A 17,614-nucleotide genomic window follows, 5' to 3' on the forward strand; every position below is an offset into this window, starting at 1 on the left:
TCCCTGGTGTAACGAATTTTAAGTGCTTCTTGCTTTCGCAAGCTTATCCCGGCTCCCCAGGCCGGGATATTTTTATGCTCAGCGGTTCACTTCGCTCGGCCCCGCGTCGCGGATATCCAGTTCGAACTCCTCGCCAAGCTCCCGACACGCATCCTGCCTGCGCGCATCCGCCTGCGTCGGGGAGACGCATTCTGGCGTGTGCTGCTCGTCTTCGCTAATCACCTCGATCGCGTCCAGCAGAGCGTCGATGTCGGCCTGCGGCGTTTCTGGCGTTGGGTTTTCCGGTTTCATGGCATTTACCTCAGGCGGCCCCATCACGCTAATTATAGCTCTCCTTACGCAGTCGCTACCCTGTACCCGGTGCCAGCAAAGCGGTTTTGTTCTACACTGGCTCAATAGTGATAAGAGGAGCAGTTATGAACGTTAACGATCGGGTTACCGTTAAGACGGATGGCGGGCCGCGCCGCCCAGGCGTCGTGCTGGCCGTTGAGCCTTTTAATGAAGGTACGATGTATCTGGTTTCGCTTGAGGAGTATCCGCTGGGAATATGGTTCTTTAATGAGAAAGATCACCCGGACGGCGTATTTGTCGAAAAAGTAGAATAACGCGTCATACTTTCTGCTTATTGTTACGCCGCCCCGTTAATTCGGGGCGGCGTTATTTTACGGCAGGGTTCATCCTCGCCTGAGCGATACGATGAAGAATTCATTTATCCTTCCAGCGAGCGCCAGAAGCGAAGCGTGCAGGGTACAGGGTAATAGTAATATATGGCGTTAGCGCATATTCACAAAAATGCCGTTGGTAACGTTATCGGTCAACCGGACGACATGATAGATCACTTGCTTATTATGGGTCTTGATTTTACGTTTTATATTGCCTTTATGTGACGAAACGGTTTTGGCCTTAATATTCATCTGATCGGAAATCTGAATCGTATCCTGGCCCGACATCCACATTTTCAGCATACTGGATTCAGTACGGCTTAAAGAAAGTGTAGGCAAACTGATTTTGCCAATGCACTGCATATCTTTGGTTAAATAATCTCCCAGAATGGCATCCAGCGACTCCGGTTTAATCGATTTAGAGCTAATTAACAGATTTTTACGCACCCGTAAATATTCATCAAAGTGAATATTAGCAATCGCCATAAAAACGATAAATAACGTACCGGGATGCTGATTAATGATGTGCTTTATATGCTGACTGCTTTCGGGATCGTGAATAAAACAGTCTTCATTAATAAACACCACATGGGGCTTACGTAGCTGACAGGCTTCTTCCAGAGTTTCAACGCTATCAGCATGAAATATCTGTCGTTTCCTCACTCCTCTCGTCGATAAATAACCGGTTAGCCCGAGCCTGGTATAGCTGCAGAGATCCATAATAATCGTTGACATAGCCTACCCTCACTAAACGCGTTATCCGTTAAAGCACAACGATTGCTCCACCAGCCTGAGAACGACCGCCGTTCTGCTAAGACCAGCATTTACGGGATAATAAAGCGTCAAACGGCGTACCGCAGACCGATAGCGTGAATCGTATCAGCCGGGTATCGAAGTCATTCAGGCGACCCCAACTATCCCGTAAAGTTACGTATAATTTGCCAGGAAAGTTCTTAAAGTAAAGAGGCGATCCGGTTCTGTGAGAGGCGTAAAATCATTAATTCCGCCTGGGATGTATGGTCAGCCGGAGAATATATTCTCCACATTAGGAATATCCTTAGGATGACCATTTAAAAAGGAGGGTTAACCCTTAGCAGGAATTTCGCTAACGATATCAGTCAACAAGTGAAATATTTCTGCGAATAAATGTTCACAGAACGGTGCTATTAAAGGCATTAACGCAGCCAGAACGATTATCCCGATACTCAGCGTCAGCGGGAAGCCAATAGCGAAAACGGTCAGCTGCGGCGCCATACGGTTTAACAGGCCAAGCGCCAGGTTTAATGACAGCAGCAGCGTAATCATCGGCAGCGCCATCATAACCCCGTTAACAAATATCAAACCGCCGGCGCGGGCCAGGGCCATAAAGGCGTTGCTGTTAATCGCGTCACCGCCAATGGGCAGGGTATAAAACGTATCGGCAAGAATGGAGATAAGCCACAGATGACCGTTAACCGTGAGAAACAGCAACATCGCCAGCATGTCGATAAAACGCGCCAGTACCGGCATATTCAGGCGGCTGCCCGGATCGAAAAACGTGGCAAATGACAGTCCCATTTGCAGCCCGATAAGCTCGCCTGCGGTACGCACCGCCGCGAACGCGAACTGCATGGTAAACCCGATGGCGACGCCGATGAGCATTTGCTGTAGCCCCAGCCACAGCCCTTCCAGCGAGAAAATCGGCACGTTGCTGCCAGGGATATTCGGCGCAAGCGCAATGGTAATCAGCAGCGCCAGACCAATTTTGACGCGGATGCTGATAGCGCGCTCGCTCAGGATAGGCGCGGTGCTGATCAACGCCAGCACCCGCAGCAGCGGCCAGAAGTACAGAGTCAGCCAGTGAAGCCACTGGTCGCTGGTGAATTGCAGCATGGGCGCGGCCGTCAGCCGATGATATACGGCAGGTTAGAAAACAGGGTGCGCATATAGTCGAGCAGCAGGTTGAGCATCCACGGGCCCGCCGCCACGATAACCACAAACACCGCCAGAATTTTCGGAATGAACGACAGCGTCATTTCGTTAATCTGGGTAGCCGCCTGCAAAATACTGATAAACAGGCCGGTAACCAGCGCCACCAGCAGCAGGGGCGCTGCAAGCGCGAGCGCGACTTTCATGGCTTCCGTGCCCATCATCATGACCGATTCTGGCGTCATCATGCACCTCGTTAACTGTAAAAGCTTTGGGCAAGCGAACCGACAAGGAGCTGCCAGCCATCGACCAGCACAAACAGCATCAGCTTGAAGGGCAGGGCGATAGACGCAGGCGGCACCATCATCATCCCGAGCGCCATTAATACGCTCGCCACCACCAGATCGATGATCAGGAAGGGGATAAACACGGTAAAGCCAATCTGGAATGCGGTTTTCAGTTCGCTGGTGACATACGCGGGCAGCAGGATGCGCATCGGCACCGCTTCCGGCCCCTGAATCGGCTGCGTATTGGCAAGCTTCGCGAACAGCGCCAGATCCGCCTCGCGGGTCTGACGCAGCATAAATTCACGCAGCGGTTGCGCGCCGCGGTCGAGCGCCACTTCCATCGAAATTTTATTTTCGGTGAACGGCTGATAGGCGTCGGAATAGATCTTATCGATAACCGGCGACATGATAAAAAAGGTCAGGAATAGCGCGAGGCCCAGCAGCACCTGGTTTGGCGGCGCGGAAGGGGTGCCGAGCGCGTTACGCAGCAGACCGAACACAATGATGATGCGCGTAAAGCTGGTCATCATTAACAGAATGGCGGGCAGGAACGTCAGCGAGGTGATAAACACCAGCGTCTGTACCGGCAGCGACCAGCTCTGACCGCCGCCAGACATCGGCTGGCTGACAAGACCCGGCAGTTGTGCCATCGCCGGCGCGGCCAGCAGGCCGAGCGCGAGGAAAGAAAGATTCAACCAACGACGCATTACTTTCTCCCGCTACGCTTAAGCAGATTTTTCATCAGGTTCTGGAATTCAGCGCCAGGCACGGTTTCCGGCTCCTGCGCGGGCGGCGCAGGCGGGAGGGTGTGCAGCGGCGTAATCGAGGTGGCGGTCACACCCAGCACCAGGCGGGCATCTTCCACTTCGACAATCACAATCTTTTCGCGAGCCCCAACGCTCAGGCTGCTGTGAAGCTTCAGACCACGGATCCCGGTGGTTTTAGCCGCGAAGCCAAAACGCTTTGCCATCCAGGCAAACAGCAGAATAAAGAGGATAATCAGCGTTAGCGCGCCGCTTACCTGGATTAAGGATGAGCCGGCGTCGGGCATTGCCGGCTGTGGGACAGTGGTCTGATTTTTCATTTAACGACTCAGGCGACGCATACGTTCTGACGGGGTGATGATATCGGTGATGCGCACGCCATATTTATCGGCGACGACCACGACTTCACCCTGAGCAATCAGGTAACCGTTAATCAGAATATCCAGCGGTTCGCCGGCGAGACCGTCAAGCGCGACCACGGAACCCTGCGTCAGACGCAGCAGCTCTTTGATGGTCATGCGGGTGCGGCCCAGCTCCACGGTGAGTTTGACCGGGATATCCATAATCAGGTTGATATCCTGCAACGCACCAATCATGTCGCCGCCTTCCAGCGCGCGGAACACGCTGTCCGCCGAACTCTTGCCCGCGGTTTTCTGCTCGCTCAACGCATCGGCCCACAGATCCTCTGCGGAATCGCCGGTGCCTTTTTGTTCGTTCAATGCATCAGCCCACAGATCGTCCACGTCACCTGCTTTTTCATCGGACGGTTTGTTAATGTCACTCATTGGGCTGTTCCTCATTCAGCGAATTCAAAATTGGGTTGATCAAATGTTCAACGCGCAGGGCATATTGTCCGCTCACGGTGCCGTACTGACTGGTGAGAACCGGTACGCCATCCACGTGCACCAGAATGCGATCTGGCTTCTCAATGGGCAGCACATCGCCTGGCTTCAGCTTCAGGATCTTCGAGAGTCGCAGCGGGATCTCGGCGAAGTTGGCAATCAACTCCAGCTCCGAGTGCTGAACCTGGCGTACCAGGTTGTCGCGCCAGTGCTGGTCTTCCTGACGGGAGTTTTCCAGCGGCGGGTTGACCAGCAGCTCGCGCAGCGGCTCAATCATGCTGAACGGCAGGCAGATATTAAACTCGCCGGTCAGGTTACCAATCTCAACGTGAAACGGGGTGTTAACCACGATATCGTTCGGCGAGGTGGTGATGTTGGTGAATTTCACCTGCATTTCTGAACGCACATACTCTACGTCCAGCGGGTTAATCGCTTTCCACGCGTCGCTGTAGGCTTCAAGCGCCAGCTTGAGCATACGGTTGATGACGCGCTGTTCGGTGTGGGTAAATTCGCGGCCTTCCACTTTAGTCGGGAAGCGGCCGTCACCGCCGAACAGGTTGTCCACCGCGATAAACACCAGGCTTGGCGAAAACACAAACAGCCCGGTGCCGCGCAGCGGTTTTAAATGAATCAGGTTAAGGTTGGTCGGCACCGGCAGGTTGCGGGCAAACTCGTGGTAAGGCTGAATACGAATCGCCCCCACGGTGATGTCCGGGCTGCGGCGCAGCAGGTTAAACAACCCCATACGGAACTGGCGCGCGAAGCGTTCGTTGATAATCTCCAGCGCCTGGAGGCGCTCGCGCACCACGCGACGCTGGGTATTGGGATCGTAGGGGCGGATGTCGCCATCGCCGCCTGTCGCTTGCTGTTCCGCGCTCTGCTCGCTGTCGCCGTTTAACAGCGCATCGATTTCGGCCTGAGAAAGAATGCTGTCGCCCATGGCTTTACCGCAAGATAAAGGCAGTGTAGAGGACGTCAGTCACTACCTGCTTCGGTTGTCCTGCCACCAGCGGCGCGGAGAGCGTCTGTTTGATAGCCTCCACCAGCTTCTGCTTGCCTTCATCGGTCGCCAGTTGCGAGGCGTCCTGACGAGAGAAGAGTAGCAGCAGACGGCTGCGCACTTCCGGCAGATAGTCGCTCAGACGCTGGCGGGTCGCCTCGTCCTTCAGACGCAGCGTAATGCCGACGTACAGCACGCGGTCGGCATCACCCAGGTTCACGGTGAAGGTGTCCAGTGCGAAAAAGACCGGCGCCGGCGGCGGTTCTGGCGCCGCTTTAGCCGCGGTGGTGCCATGCTGCTGCATACGCCAGTAGCTATAGCCTGCCGTCGCACAGGCAGCGAGAGTTATAATGACCAGTAACGGGATCCAGATGGAGCGTTTACGGCCTTTACCTTTGGTGATTGCGCTGTCAGTCATCAGACTCGGGTTTCCTGTATCAGTACTGCGATAGAGTGATTATCCCGTCTCTGCGCGCAGTCAAAGCCTGGAAAAAACGGGAATAATCACGTTACCTCTGGCGTTAGGCAAAGATATCGACCGCGCCGTTGCCGCGAGCGGCTGCCTGAAGGCTTGCCGGAGCGGCAATCGCTTCTTCTTCACCATTCAGGCTAAAACCGCCGCCGGAACGGGATGAGGCAGACTGTTGCGGGTTGTTTTGCTGCTGCTGACCGCTAAAGTTTTCGCTGCTGATGCTGCTCTGACCCAGCTGAATACCGCTCTCCGCGAGCTGCGCGCGCAGCGTCGGGAGGGCCGCTTCCAGCGCGGCGCGCACGTGGCTGTGCGGCGACACCATCCGCACCTGCGCCATATTGTCGTCAAGCTTCAGGCTGATCTGTACCGCGCCCAGTTCTTCCGGGTGCAGGCGCAGCTCGGCGCTCTGCTGGCCGTTGCGGGTAAAGAGCGTAATGTGCTGGCTCACCGAGTTCTGCCAGTCCGGGGTACCGAGCGGCGCGGTGACCTGCGGGGTCGGCATCGCGATCACCGGGGCGGTGTTCTGCGAACCCTGAGTCGTCGTGGAGGACAGCGCATGCAGGTTCAGGTTGTGCGGCACCTGCGTACTGCTGACGTCGGCGGCGGTTTTATCGAGCGTTGACACAGGCGCGACGACATCCGCGGCAACCTGGCCGGTCACCGGCGCGCTGGCGGCGGCCGCCGTCAGCGGGGTGGCGGCGTCATCGCTTTTAGCGCTGGTTTTGGCATCGCTTTTGGCGTTGCCGAGCGTCTGAGTCAGGCTCGCCGCCGGGCTAAAGCCGCTGGCGCTCAGTGCGGCGACGCCCTGAGCCTGGGTCTGCATCGTTGCGCCCGCGGCCGCGTTCGGCTGCTGAGTCGGCGGCAGCATGGCGAAGAGGGCGCTTAAGGCGGCCATATCTTCATCGCTGAGCTTTTTATCGTCGTCAAGACCGGCGGTTTTCAGCGCGGGCTTCGCGGCGTCAGCCGTCACCGCCTGCGCATCGCCTGCGGCAAGCGTCAGATCGGCCGGGGTGATTTCGCCGTTGGTCAGTTGATCCAGCAGTCGCGCCAGATCGTTCTGCACGCCTGGCTGGCCTGCCGTGGCGTCGGCCAGCGTTTTCCCCGCCAGCGTCTCTTTACCAGCGCCCTGCAACTGCGCGAGCGACAGCGTTTTACCGTCAGCAAGCGGGAGCCCGCCTGCGAAATGCTGGCCTAACAGCGCCAGGAAATCCTGCGCCGCGTCGCCGCCTTTCGCATCGAGGCCTTTCAGCCCGGCACCGGTGCCGGTCGCATCGACGTCGCTGGTCAGCACAACATTGGGCAACGTAATCATTCGCCTTTCCTCATTGATGCCCGCTGGGCAAATTCATCCATTCTTTTTTGATCGAGCCGGTTTTCCGCCAGCAGCGCCGCGCTGGCCTGCCGGTCCTGGAGTGTTTGCCAGGCCTGAAGACGCTGCTTTTTCTCTTTCCAGAACGAGAGCGCCTGATCGACTTTGTTGTTCCACTGCGACAGCTGGAGGCGATGCTGTTCAATCGCTTTTTCCAGCGTCTGGATAAACTGCTGGTAATTGACCCAGCGGTTACTGGCAATCCCCTGCGTCATGGTCTGATTCAGGTTATTGCGATATTCCTGCTGATAGTTCATCAGCATCGAAAGTTGTTCTTCCGCCTGCTGACAGCCGCGACGCATTTCGCCAAGCCGCAACGCGGCATCGTCGACTTCTTTCTCAGCCATATCTTTAAGCGTGTTCAGCGCGCCATTTTGTTTCATGGCTACCTCCCTCATACCTCATCATACTGACGGGAAGATAAGTTCCAGTGCCTGCAACGCATCCTCTACACCGGAACGTTCGTAAATACCCTGCTGCAGAAACGCTTCCAGTTGCGGCCACAGCGTAATGGCGCGATCCAGCATCGGATCGCTGCCTTTGGCATAAGCTCCGACGCTCACCAGATCGCGGTTGCGCTGGAAGCTTGAGAGCAGCTGTTTGAAGGTCCGCACGCGCGCGTAATGTTCTTCGCTGATGATGGCTGTCATCACGCGGCTGATGGACGCTTCGATATCAATTGCCGGATAGTGACCGGCTTCCGCGAGGCGGCGCGACAGCACAATGTGGCCGTCGAGAATGGCGCGCGCGGAGTCGGCGATCGGATCCTGCTGGTCGTCGCCTTCGGTCAGTACGGTATAAAACGCGGTAATCGAGCCGCCGCCGGTGATGCCGTTACCGGCGCGTTCCACCAGCGCGGGCAGTTTGGCGAAAACAGAAGGCGGATAGCCTTTGGTCGCCGGCGGCTCGCCGATGGCCAGCGCGATTTCACGCTGCGCCATCGCGTAACGGGTCAGCGAATCCATGATCAGCAGTACGTGCTGACCACGGTCGCGGAAATCTTCTGCGATGCGGGTGGCATACGCGGCGCCCTGCATACGTAATAAAGGAGAGACATCCGCCGGGGCGGCGATCACCACCGAGCGGGCGCGCCCTTCGGCGCCAAGGATGTTCTCGATAAAGTCTTTGACTTCGCGGCCACGCTCGCCGATAAGCCCTACGACGATGACATCCGCCTGGGTGTAGCGCGCCATCATGCCGAGCAGCACCGATTTACCGACGCCGGAACCTGCGAACAGGCCCATACGCTGGCCGCGACCAACGGTGAGCAGGGCGTTGATCGGGCGCACGCCGACATCCAGCACATCTTCAATCGCGGTACGCTGCAGCGGGTTGAACGGCGGCGTGATCAACGCCCCGGTGGTTTCGGTGTCAGGGGAGGGCAGACCGTCAAGCGGCTTGCCCGCGCCATCCAGCACGCGGCCGAGGAGTTGCGGGCCGAGCGGCAGCTGTTTGCTGCTCTGTAACCCTTCGCCCAGGCCCGCGCGGGCATAAACGCGCGCGCCTGGTAAAATGCCTTCCACTTCTTCAAGCGGCATTAAAAACAGTTTCTGGCCATTAAAGCCGACCACTTCGCTTTCCACTTCCTGGAGCTGCGTGCCTTCCTGACGCTCGATAATGCAGGTCGCGCCGAGCGGCAGTTGCAGCCCGGTCGCTTCCAGCACCAGGCCGGTGGCGCGGGTCAGGCGACCGTAGCGGCGCACCGACGGCAGTTGCGCCATTTTGGCCTCGAAATTATCGAGGGTATTGAGCCAGCGAGTCAGACGGGCGGTCATTACACCACTCCTGGTGCGGCCAGGCGGCACAGTTCCTGCCAGCGCGTCGCCACGCTCGCATCAAGATCGCCTTCATCGGCGGAGACTTTGCAACCGCCCGGATGCAGCGTCGGGTCGCCGCGCAGACGCCAGCCGTGCAGGCTTAAGGTCGCGCCGAGCATCTCTTCGATACGCTGTAAATCGTCCGGGTGTACGCGCAGCTGCGGTTTTCCGCTGAACAGCGGCTCCTGCTGCAGCAGCGTCTGGATCTGCTTAATCAGATGGTTGTTATCCACCTGGACGTGGCCGATCACCTGGCGCGCGGCTTCCAGCGCCATCTGCATCAGGCGAGAGGCGATCACGCTGTCGAGCGCGTCCAGCGTGTACTGGAATTCGCTCACCAGCTGCTGCATACGCGCATGGATCGGCCCCTGCTGGGCGCGCGCTTCGGCGAGCCCTTGTTCAAGTCCTTTCGAATGGCCTTCCTGGCGGCCCTGCTCGAAGCCTTGCTGACGCCCTTCGGCGAGCCCGGCGTTATAGCCTTGCTCATGCGCCTGGGTTTGCATCATCACCAGCGCTTGCTGCTGCTGTTGCAGGCGTAACTGCTCTTCGTCGACTTCTTCGCTTTCGCCGTTGACCGTCTCCTCGAATGCCATAAATTCCGGCATTACAGGCGGGGCGAGGTCATCCGGCATCCAGCGCTGCCAGGGAAGCTTATTAGACATAGGTATCCTCGCCGCTGCCAATTACCATCTCGCCGGTTTCCGCCAGACGACGGACGACGAGCAGGATAGCTTTCTGTTCGTTTTCCACCTGAGACAGACGCACCGGACCGCGGTTGGCCAGGTCGTCGCGCAGGATATCCGCCGCACGCTGCGACATGTTGCGCAGGAACTTCTCGCGTAGCGGCTGCTCGGCGCCTTTGAGGGCGATAAGCAGAGATTCGGACTCCACTTCCTGCAGCAGGCGCTGGATGGAACGGTCGTCGACTTCCACCAGGTTTTCGAACAGGAACATCTCGTCGATGATTTTCTGCGCCAGATCGCCGTCGAACTCGCGAACCGCCGTAATAACGGCTTCTTCCTGCTGGGTTTTCATCAGGTTGATGATTTCCGCCGCGGTTCTCACGCCGCCCATTTTGCTGCGCTTGAGGTTCTGGCCGTCGAGCAGGTTGTTCAGCACTTCGGTCAGTTCCGCCAGCGCCGCCGGCTGGACGCCGCCGAAGGTGGCGATACGCAGCATCACGTCGTGACGCAGACGCTCGTCGAACAGCGCCAGGATATCCGCCGCCTGGGCACGTTTGAGGTGCACAAGAATGGTGGCGATAATCTGCGGGTGCTCGTCGCGAATAAGGTCGGCGGCGCTCTGCGGCTCCATAAAGTTGAGCGTTTCCATACCCGAAGTGGTCTCTTTGGAGTCGAGAATATCTTCGAGCAGGCTGGAGGCGCGTTCTTCGCCCAGCGCTTTGACCAGCACCGAACGCAGGTAGTCGTTGGTGTTGATGCTCAGCGCCGCGAACTGTTCCGCTTCCTGTTCAAACTCCGCCAGCACGTCAGTCAGCTGTTTGTTTGAGATCTGACGCACGCTCGCCATCGCGGCGCTGAGGTGCTGCACCTCGCGAGGCGAGAGGTGTTTGAACACCTCCGCCGCGCGGTCTTCGCCGATGGTCATCAGCAGAATGGCGCTTTTGTCGGTACCGGACAGCCCATTCGGATTAGCGTTGGAATTAGCGTTACTCATAGCTCGTTACTCATCCACTGGCGGATGACCAGCGCGACCACGCGCGGATCGTTATCTGACATTTCGCGGATACGCTGGCTCATCACTTCTGCGCTCAGGCGCTGGTTAGCGCGGCGCTGCTGCGTCTGTTCGTCTTTGCTCAGGCGAACTTCCACGGACTCTTCCACTTCTTGACGCTGCTGCTGAATTTCCTGTACGCGCTTAACTTCTTCAGCGCGGCGCTGCAGCTGCGGACGGACCGCTTTACGCCACAGCAGCCAGGCGACAATCAGCACCACCAGCCAGCGACCTGCGGACAGGAGCTGATCGATGAAGGCTTGCTGCTTCCAGAATGGCAGTTCGGCACCGGCTTCATCGCTCGCGGTAAACGGCGAGTTGACCACGTTCAGGGTGTCGCCGCGCTTGTCGGAGTAGCCCATCGCTTCGCGGGTCAGGTCTTCAATCTGTTTCAGTTGATCGGCGGTCAGCGCGAGCGGCTTGCCGTTGCCCAACTGACGGTAGTTCACCACCACGGCAACAGAGAGACGCTGCACGTCGCCCACATTCATTTTGGTATGGCGAATGGTGCGATCCACTTCGTAGTTCGTGGTTTCGTCACGCTGGCTGCTGTGCGGGCCGCTGCTGGCGCCAGTGGTGCTGGTGCTCTGCGTACGCTGCGCGTTCTGGCCATTCGCATTCTGACCGTTAGCGTTCTGTCCGTTGGCATTCTGCCCGGCAGGCGCATCGATAGGCGCGCTGTTCGCCGGTGCCGGCTGGTTAGAGAGCGCGCCCGGTACGCCGCCCGGATTGCCAGCGCCCACCTGGTCGTTGGTGTTCAGCTGGCGAGAACGTACCGCCATCTGCGACGGGTCGCTGTTCGGACGGTACTGCTCTTCAGTCTGTTCTTTATTAGAGAAATCGATCTGCGCGGTAACCTGAGCATGGACGTTGCCACTGCCGACGATAGGCGCAAGGATAGATTCGATACGGCGCTGGATACGGCCTTCAACGTCGGAGGCGTATTTCAGCTGGGCGTCGTTAAGATCGCGAGCGCCGGTGCCGGACTGGGTCAGCAGGCGACCTGCCTGATCCACAAGCGTCACGTTACCCGGCGGCAGGCCCGCGACCGCGCTGGAAACCATATGCACGACGGCAGCGACCTGGCCGTCATCAAGCGTGCGACCCGGCTGCAGGCTCAGGGTGACCGACGCGGAAGGCGATTTCTGCTCGCGAACGAATAAAGAAGGTTTTGGCATGGCGAGGTGAACACGCGCCGACTTCACCGGACCTAAGGTCTCGATGGTACGCGCCAGTTCGCCTTCCAGCGCGCGCTGGTAGTTAACCTGCTCGCTGAACTGGCTGATGCCGAATTTTTCCTGATCCATCAGCTCAAAGCCCACGGCGCCGCCTTTCGGCAGCCCCTGCTGGGCGAGACGCAGACGCAGATCGTACACCTTCTCGGCAGGCACCATGATAGAGGCGCCGTTATCCGCGAAGTTGTAAGGGATGTTCATCTGAGTCAGTTGGGTGACGATAGCGCCGCCGTCCTGATCGCTCAGATTGCTGTAAAGCACGCGGTACTCCGGCTGTTTTGCCCAGAGCACCAGAGCCACAATGATAGCAACCGCGGCGGCCCCGGCCACCATTAAGGGGATCTTCGGGTTTGCGCGTAAGCGGTTGAGCCACTCTACGGTTTTATTTTGTGGCGTTTGAGTTGAAGCTGCGGCAGTCATTGCGCCCCTCTTGACTCAGCGTTGACAGAATAATGCGTGTTATGAAGCAAAACGGACTCCAGGGTCGGCAAGCACGACTAAAGTTCCACTATGATGGCGAGGGTCATTATTGGCTGTTACGCGATTTTCTATGGGTCAAATAGGTTGGTTTTTTATCGTTATTTAGAGCCTTTATCCCATTGACAAAATGTTACTCTGCACCCCGTTGAAAAATCATCCAGGGGTAAAAGATGGCTATTCAGGGTATTGAAGGGGTACTCCAGCAGATGCAGGCCACCATGCAGGTGGCGCGCAATAATGCTGTCGAGACCCCGCCCTCCGTGAGTTTCGCCGGAGAGTTACAGGCCGCGCTTGGACGTATCAGCGATACGCAAAACGCCGCCCGCACTCAGTCGGAAAAATTCGCAATCGGCACGCCGGGCGTGGCGCTGAACGATGTGATGGTTGACCTGCAAAAATCGTCCATTTCACTGCAGATGGGCGTCCAGGTGCGTAACAAGCTGGTTGCGGCATACCAGGACATTATGAATATGCAGGTGTAGTAACCCGCTAAATGCGTTGATAGAAAACTATCAGGCACGCTTTTATGAGCAGGTGGCGATGAGCTGGCAGAGAATCTCTGTCTGTTCAGGGCTGCCTGCTTTTTTGTTTTATGGGCTGTGTGCCGCAAGCGGGTTGGCGGTACGGGCTAATCTAACTGACAGGGGATTGAAGCGTGCGGGATGATGCAGTGGGACATCCCGGTGCCGAGTGATATGCGCGGCGGTTGACGCAGAAACCTGTTACCCTCAAAAATTCTTTTGCATTAGTACAACTGCCCCATGTCTGGCTGTTTTCAATAACGCTATTCCTGCATACGGATTCCCCCCTTAAAGTAAAATCAGACCCCAGGCGCGCAAGCAGGCATGTTTCCTTGATTATCTCATTTAAGACCGAATGACGGGAATGAAGGATCGTTATTCACCGTGTCACAATCTGTTATTCGTTGAAGAAATGAGTTGAGTTAAATTATTAATTCTAAAGTTAATGGGTTAAATATATATTCATGGTGGTTTTTATATCTGCTAAGTCCTTTATGAAGTGAATATTTCGATGTTATTGTTTTTAAATGCATAAATTTATAATTATGAAAGGTGCTGGTGTTTTGTATTCCAGTAATTTAAAGTTTTCGATGCTTTCGTTCTTATATAATGCATTTCTATAAAGGTATTTCATGGAGGATATAAAATGGAAGTCATTCGCCTTAACTTATCGTCAAGACTTGACGTTGTAATCAGAAAAGCTGCAGTACTGCTGCCTGCTGATGTGGGACAACACCTTCTTGCTGTAATCACGCCAGAAGCCCTGGCAACGATGGCTGCAATTGTAGTTATCTGGGCAGGCGCGCATTTCTTCGGTATTGGTGAAATTGCTGATGTTATTCTTTTAATTGTGGGGTGGGTTGCGCCAGGTGGTGTAGCGGTGGAGGCTGGAAAAAAATTGTATGATTTTGCCCTAAAGACAAACAATGCTCACAATGAAGCCGAGCTTGATGAGGCGGCACAAGATCTGGCAGATGCTATAACGTTGATCGGGGTAAATACCGTTCTGGCTATTTTATTAAAGAAAAAACCAGCTGATACCTTTAAAACCCCTCATAGGGGTACGATTATGCCACGTTATGGCAAGGCGGTTTCGGCACGTATGCATCTGCCAGTGAATTCTGACGGAGGCTGGCGGTATCGTCCGAAAATCAGATTTACTGACAGGCTGCCGGCAGGATTGGGTAGTACTTCTCCGGGTGGAGACATAACCATTGGGAGAATGTATGACAGAACACAAAAGTCCTCAAAAGAAGCTGCTCACCATGTTCTGGAGGCAATATATCATGAACGGGTTCATCAGTTCATTGCTGCGAAATTCTTTTTCCTCCGTGAGTTCAGGACATTTATGCGCCACAGCGCTTATACGAAGTCTTACTTGCTAAGATATCTCGAAGAAGCATTAGCGGAAACGGTAGCAAAACTTCGCGCTAATGGCGTGTCTTCAAGATATATAATAGAAAGTCTTAAGTTCCCTTTAACCAATCATTATCAAATCACTTATGCCGCATTATGGCATGAGACAGCTGGTATACTTCTGGGTCCGGTGGTTGTCGGAGGGGTAATGTATAATGTTTACTAAGGTATGCAAAAATGATCACAGAAAAAGAGGCAATAAGAATAGCCAGAGATAACGCGGTTAAATTAATAGAAAACGGATGGGATGACAAATTCTGTCAGGCCAGGGTTATTGTTATGGACGGAGGGACATGTTGGGAAGTTAGCACCAATGTTGGTTCTCCCGCAGACCTGGATTGGGAAGGTGCGTTTTTCTCCTCTCCGATCAACTATTATGTCGATGCTAATGGCGGCGCATTTATAGGCTACAGAACACACAGGGATGATAAGATTTGCTACCCGAAAGGAAAACATAAGGGATAACTTATTGAGTGGATACAATACCGCCTAATATCAGTTTGTTGCAGTCACTTTGCCGGGCATAATTCGGTACATGAACTACGGCGCTTCAGTAAATCGAACCGCCGTAATAAGCACGCCATTACATAGCGCGTTTTTAATCCCGCTTTCGCTGGCGATATTCAACGGCGCGCGTAATAACAACATAAAAGCAGGTAGCGAAAAACACCGCCAGCAGCGTCCCGCTTATCATGCCGCCGAACACGCCCGTGCCTGTTGCAGGCTGGGTACTGTCGCTTGCACCTTTCGCAAACATCAGCGGCATCACGCCAGGCGAGGTCATCAGAATGGGGCGTGAGGCTGGAGCGAGCATGGAGAGCAGGGATGGCATAGCACCGCATCAGAGAAGCGCCCATGATTCTGGCTTCAGACGTTAAAAAGCGATATTTCTTTAACGTCCGCTTCAGGGTTGGCTTGTTTTACCGCAACAAGGAATTGTGCGAAGTTGTGATTTAGCAGCGTGATGTTATGAAAAAAGCGCGCTTCTTTTTTCATGCCATTATTATTATAAATCACCACCCAGTTACGGCGGTTATTGACCGTGGTATAGCCTGGTTTAACACTGACGATGTCAGAAAGATTAATTTCTTCCGTATTATCTCCCTTGATTCTGTATAAAGAGTGCTTGTCAAAAAAATAGCGTTCTTTCGTCAGGCCCCAGCCAAATAGCGAAGGATTATATGATATCTGTTTCATTTCGTTGCTATCTGATAAGGCAGGCTTTGGGTTGCGCAGATTGCGAAGGAACAGCCTGAGCAGAATACAAATCACAATCAGGGGTAATAAGCTTAATAAAACATTCATTATTTGCTGCATCTGCTTTCCGTGCATTAATTTATATTGATCCTCACCGATGCGTACAGGGTTGTCAACCTGCTAAAAACCGTCATCGTGAGCTGCCTGGTATACGCAATAAGGTAACAAGACTGAACGCCATTCATGGCCGCGTAACCTACGATGCGCTTGCTGTAACCCACCTGGAATCCGCGGCTTCTGGCGCTCGCCACGGCGCGTATACTCTCTTTTTCAATTTGACTCAGGATACGCCACATGAACCATCCTTCCTCAAAGTCCGTCGCCCATTTTTACCGTCACCATGCCCTGCAGTGGGACGAGATAAGACAGGCGCGGTTTGTTGAGCAGCCGTGGCTCGATGTCGTACTGGAAGGGGTTGAGGCGGGCGGCCAGGTGCTTGATATCGGCTGTGGGTCGGGGAGCCCGATTGGCACGTACATCGACAGCAAAGGGTTTGACATCACCGGCGTTGACGTTACGCCTGCGCTAATTGCGCTTTGTCGGGAGCGACTGCCGCGCCACCGCTGGTTAACCGGCGATATGAGAACGTTGTCGCTTAACGCGCGTTTTGATGCGCTGATTGCCTGGGACAGTTTTTTTCATCTCACCCGAGAGGATCAGCGCGCCATGTTTGCCATTTTTCAGCAGCACGCGAAGCCGGGCGCAAAAATACTTTTCAACAGCGGGCCGGAAAATGGCGAAGCGGTGGGGGAGTTTTTGGGGGCGCCTTTATATCACGCGAGTTTATCGCCGCAAGAATATACGCAATTGCTGAATGCGCACGAGTTTGACGTTCTCACGTTTCGCCCTAATGACGCTGCAAGCGGCGGTCGAACCGTCTGGCTGGCGGTGGCGCGCTGACCATTATTTCCCCTGCGGCCCGTCGCGACGGGCCACATTATCAGGATTTACAGCCAGCCCATATAATCGGCGCCCCAGACCACGGCCGCCACTACCACTAAAATAATCGTCGTCTTGCGCATCGTCTCTGTTCCCTGATTAAGTTCTTCCTTAACATCATGCCCGTAACGCGGCGGATTATCTAATAAAAGCGTCACACTACGGGGTCATTAATGGGTGCGAGCAGGTCAGGGCTCTGGTTTCTGATATTCCCGACCGCGCGATCCACCGGGTGCCAGAGAAACGCGTCCGGGCCGAGAGCGCCGTCGTGCGCGAGCGTTTCGGCCCGGGCGTCTGAGGTCTCCGGGCTCAGCCAGGCGAGCGCGGCCTCCGCCGTCAGCGCCACGGGGCGGCGGTCGTGGATGTCGATAAGCCCTTTATCCGCCGCTGCGGTGACAATCACAAAACCTTCCCGAACGTCGCCATGCTCAAACGGCGCTTTGCCGATCGCGGCGAAAAACAGCGGCTGGCCATCGGCGCGGTGAATGAAATAAGGCTGCTTTTTATCGCCCTCGCGTTTCCACTCATACCACCCGTCGGCGAAAACGATGGCGCGCCCGTGTTGCCACAGCGGCTTAAACATCCGGCTGGCGGCGGCGGTTTCCACTCGCGCGTTAATCAGCGGGGTTTTATGCCACCACTGCGGCGCATAGCCCCAGTGGACAGGGTCGAGATGCAACAGATCGTCGCGCTGGTTCAGCAGCAGCACGCGCGTGCCGGGCGCTACGTTATAGCGCGCCAGCGGCTCTGGATCGAAAGCGATATCACGCTCGCTCGTCTCATCAAGCGCCGTAAGGTATGCTTCACGGCTTAATGTCTGGGCAAATCTGCCGCACATAGCAGGCTCCGGTTAACAGGCTTTACCGAAGTATAGGGCAGGAACCGCGCGCCCTCCCGGCGGGGAGGGCGCA

At 55.7% G+C, this 17,614-nt stretch carries 23 protein-coding genes and 1 pseudogene; 5 read left to right on the forward strand and 19 right to left on the reverse strand.

Going from position 1 to position 17,614, the window contains the following annotated elements; all coding sequences use genetic code 11:
• Window positions 1-78 precede the first annotated feature (78 nt).
• On the reverse strand, window positions 79-291 hold the full coding sequence (locus tag AB8W27_RS07580) for a DUF2525 domain-containing protein (RefSeq protein ID WP_041924183.1): 213 nt from the start codon (window positions 289-291) through the stop codon (window positions 79-81).
• Between the two features lie 125 nt (window positions 292-416).
• On the opposite strand from AB8W27_RS07580, the gene dsrB reads away from it, so the two are divergent.
• Entirely contained in the window at window positions 417-605 is a 189-nt protein-coding gene (gene dsrB, locus AB8W27_RS07585; protein ID WP_007670278.1) for a protein DsrB, read from the forward strand.
• A gap of 168 nt (window positions 606-773) precedes the next feature.
• Here the strand turns inward: dsrB and rcsA are convergent, their stop codons facing one another.
• The 14 genes from rcsA to fliF form a co-directional block, all read right to left on the reverse strand.
• A complete protein-coding gene (rcsA, locus tag AB8W27_RS07590) occupies window positions 774-1,397 on the reverse strand; it encodes a transcriptional regulator RcsA (RefSeq protein WP_007699277.1) in 624 nt (207 codons plus the stop codon).
• A 348-nt stretch (window positions 1,398-1,745) separates the two neighbouring features.
• Entirely contained in the window at window positions 1,746-2,534 is a 789-nt protein-coding gene (gene fliR / locus AB8W27_RS07595) for a flagellar biosynthetic protein FliR (RefSeq protein WP_015741716.1), read from the reverse strand.
• 11 nt (window positions 2,535-2,545) lie between these two features.
• A complete protein-coding gene (gene fliQ / locus AB8W27_RS07600; protein ID WP_004388139.1) occupies window positions 2,546-2,815 on the reverse strand; it encodes a flagellar biosynthesis protein FliQ in 270 nt (89 codons plus the stop codon).
• 11 nt (window positions 2,816-2,826) lie between these two features.
• Window positions 2,827-3,564, reverse strand: coding sequence for a flagellar type III secretion system pore protein FliP (gene fliP / locus AB8W27_RS07605; protein ID WP_007769278.1), 738 nt, complete (start codon window positions 3,562-3,564; stop codon window positions 2,827-2,829).
• Window positions 3,564-3,941 (reverse strand): flagellar biosynthetic protein FliO, encoded by a 378-nt coding sequence (fliO, locus tag AB8W27_RS07610; RefSeq protein WP_015741714.1) that lies wholly within the window; start codon window positions 3,939-3,941, stop codon window positions 3,564-3,566. Before fliO ends, fliP begins: the two co-directional genes overlap by 1 nt.
• Complete coding sequence (fliN, locus tag AB8W27_RS07615) at window positions 3,942-4,406, reverse strand: flagellar motor switch protein FliN (RefSeq protein WP_015741713.1); 465 nt, start codon at window positions 4,404-4,406, stop codon at window positions 3,942-3,944. It lies immediately after the preceding gene.
• Window positions 4,399-5,403, reverse strand: a complete 1,005-nt coding sequence (gene fliM, locus AB8W27_RS07620; protein WP_007769282.1) for a flagellar motor switch protein FliM — start codon at window positions 5,401-5,403, stop codon at window positions 4,399-4,401. Before fliM ends, fliN begins: the two co-directional genes overlap by 8 nt.
• 4 nt (window positions 5,404-5,407) lie before the next feature.
• The gene (gene fliL, locus AB8W27_RS07625) at window positions 5,408-5,881 is read right to left on the reverse strand and encodes a flagellar basal body-associated protein FliL (protein ID WP_004388144.1); all 474 of its coding nucleotides are present in this window, start codon (window positions 5,879-5,881) and stop codon (window positions 5,408-5,410) included.
• Between the two features lie 103 nt (window positions 5,882-5,984).
• On the reverse strand, window positions 5,985-7,247 hold the full coding sequence (gene fliK, locus AB8W27_RS07630; protein ID WP_015741711.1) for a flagellar hook length control protein FliK: 1,263 nt from the start codon (window positions 7,245-7,247) through the stop codon (window positions 5,985-5,987).
• Window positions 7,244-7,687 carry a flagellar export protein FliJ gene (fliJ, locus tag AB8W27_RS07635; protein WP_007699260.1) on the reverse strand — a complete coding sequence of 148 codons (444 nt, stop codon included), beginning with the start codon at window positions 7,685-7,687 and terminating at the stop codon, window positions 7,244-7,246. The genes fliK and fliJ overlap by 4 nt, the downstream gene beginning before the upstream one ends.
• Window positions 7,688-7,708: 21 nt before the next feature.
• Window positions 7,709-9,079, reverse strand: coding sequence for a flagellar protein export ATPase FliI (gene fliI, locus AB8W27_RS07640; protein WP_041923704.1), 1,371 nt, complete (start codon window positions 9,077-9,079; stop codon window positions 7,709-7,711).
• Window positions 9,079-9,783 carry a flagellar assembly protein FliH gene (gene fliH / locus AB8W27_RS07645; RefSeq protein WP_007769339.1) on the reverse strand — a complete coding sequence of 235 codons (705 nt, stop codon included), beginning with the start codon at window positions 9,781-9,783 and terminating at the stop codon, window positions 9,079-9,081. The genes fliI and fliH overlap by 1 nt, the downstream gene beginning before the upstream one ends.
• A complete protein-coding gene (gene fliG / locus AB8W27_RS07650; protein ID WP_041923703.1) occupies window positions 9,776-10,798 on the reverse strand; it encodes a flagellar motor switch protein FliG in 1,023 nt (340 codons plus the stop codon). Before fliG ends, fliH begins: the two co-directional genes overlap by 8 nt.
• A complete protein-coding gene (gene fliF, locus AB8W27_RS07655; RefSeq protein WP_015741707.1) occupies window positions 10,795-12,510 on the reverse strand; it encodes a flagellar basal-body MS-ring/collar protein FliF in 1,716 nt (571 codons plus the stop codon). The genes fliG and fliF overlap by 4 nt, the downstream gene beginning before the upstream one ends.
• Window positions 12,511-12,740: 230 nt before the next feature.
• On the opposite strand from fliF, the gene fliE reads away from it, so the two are divergent.
• The 3 genes from fliE to AB8W27_RS07670 all read left to right on the forward strand — a co-directional run bounded on the left by fliE (window position 12,741) and on the right by AB8W27_RS07670 (window position 14,972).
• On the forward strand, window positions 12,741-13,052 hold the full coding sequence (fliE, locus tag AB8W27_RS07660) for a flagellar hook-basal body complex protein FliE (protein WP_007769597.1): 312 nt from the start codon (window positions 12,741-12,743) through the stop codon (window positions 13,050-13,052).
• Between the two features lie 685 nt (window positions 13,053-13,737).
• Window positions 13,738-14,673 carry a hypothetical protein gene (locus AB8W27_RS07665; protein WP_015741706.1) on the forward strand — a complete coding sequence of 312 codons (936 nt, stop codon included), beginning with the start codon at window positions 13,738-13,740 and terminating at the stop codon, window positions 14,671-14,673.
• 11 nt (window positions 14,674-14,684) lie between these two features.
• Window positions 14,685-14,972 (forward strand): hypothetical protein, encoded by a 288-nt coding sequence (locus AB8W27_RS07670; protein WP_015741705.1) that lies wholly within the window; start codon window positions 14,685-14,687, stop codon window positions 14,970-14,972.
• A 133-nt stretch (window positions 14,973-15,105) separates the two neighbouring features.
• On the opposite strand, the pseudogene AB8W27_RS07675 reads toward AB8W27_RS07670, so the two are convergent.
• Both AB8W27_RS07675 and AB8W27_RS07680 read right to left on the reverse strand, forming a co-directional pair.
• Window positions 15,106-15,303, reverse strand: a pseudogene (locus AB8W27_RS07675) (efflux RND transporter permease subunit); the annotation flags it as partial.
• Window positions 15,304-15,374: 71 nt separating this feature from the next.
• Complete coding sequence (locus AB8W27_RS07680) at window positions 15,375-15,824, reverse strand: hypothetical protein (RefSeq protein WP_041923701.1); 450 nt, start codon at window positions 15,822-15,824, stop codon at window positions 15,375-15,377.
• Between the two features lie 234 nt (window positions 15,825-16,058).
• Between AB8W27_RS07680 and AB8W27_RS07685 the strand changes: the two genes are divergently transcribed.
• Complete coding sequence (locus AB8W27_RS07685) at window positions 16,059-16,664, forward strand: class I SAM-dependent methyltransferase (RefSeq protein ID WP_015741701.1); 606 nt, start codon at window positions 16,059-16,061, stop codon at window positions 16,662-16,664.
• A gap of 47 nt (window positions 16,665-16,711) precedes the next feature.
• Here AB8W27_RS07685 and AB8W27_RS07690 read toward each other — a convergent pair whose 3' ends face one another.
• Both AB8W27_RS07690 and AB8W27_RS07695 read right to left on the reverse strand, forming a co-directional pair.
• Window positions 16,712-16,861, reverse strand: coding sequence for a hypothetical protein (locus tag AB8W27_RS07690; protein WP_015741700.1), 150 nt, complete (start codon window positions 16,859-16,861; stop codon window positions 16,712-16,714).
• A complete protein-coding gene (locus AB8W27_RS07695; RefSeq protein WP_015741699.1) occupies window positions 16,858-17,541 on the reverse strand; it encodes an SOS response-associated peptidase in 684 nt (227 codons plus the stop codon). Before AB8W27_RS07695 ends, AB8W27_RS07690 begins: the two co-directional genes overlap by 4 nt.
• Window positions 17,542-17,614 lie beyond the last annotated feature (73 nt).

The sequence above is a fragment of the Cronobacter turicensis genome (assembly GCF_041222865.1).
Lineage (GTDB): Bacteria > Pseudomonadota > Gammaproteobacteria > Enterobacterales > Enterobacteriaceae > Cronobacter > Cronobacter turicensis.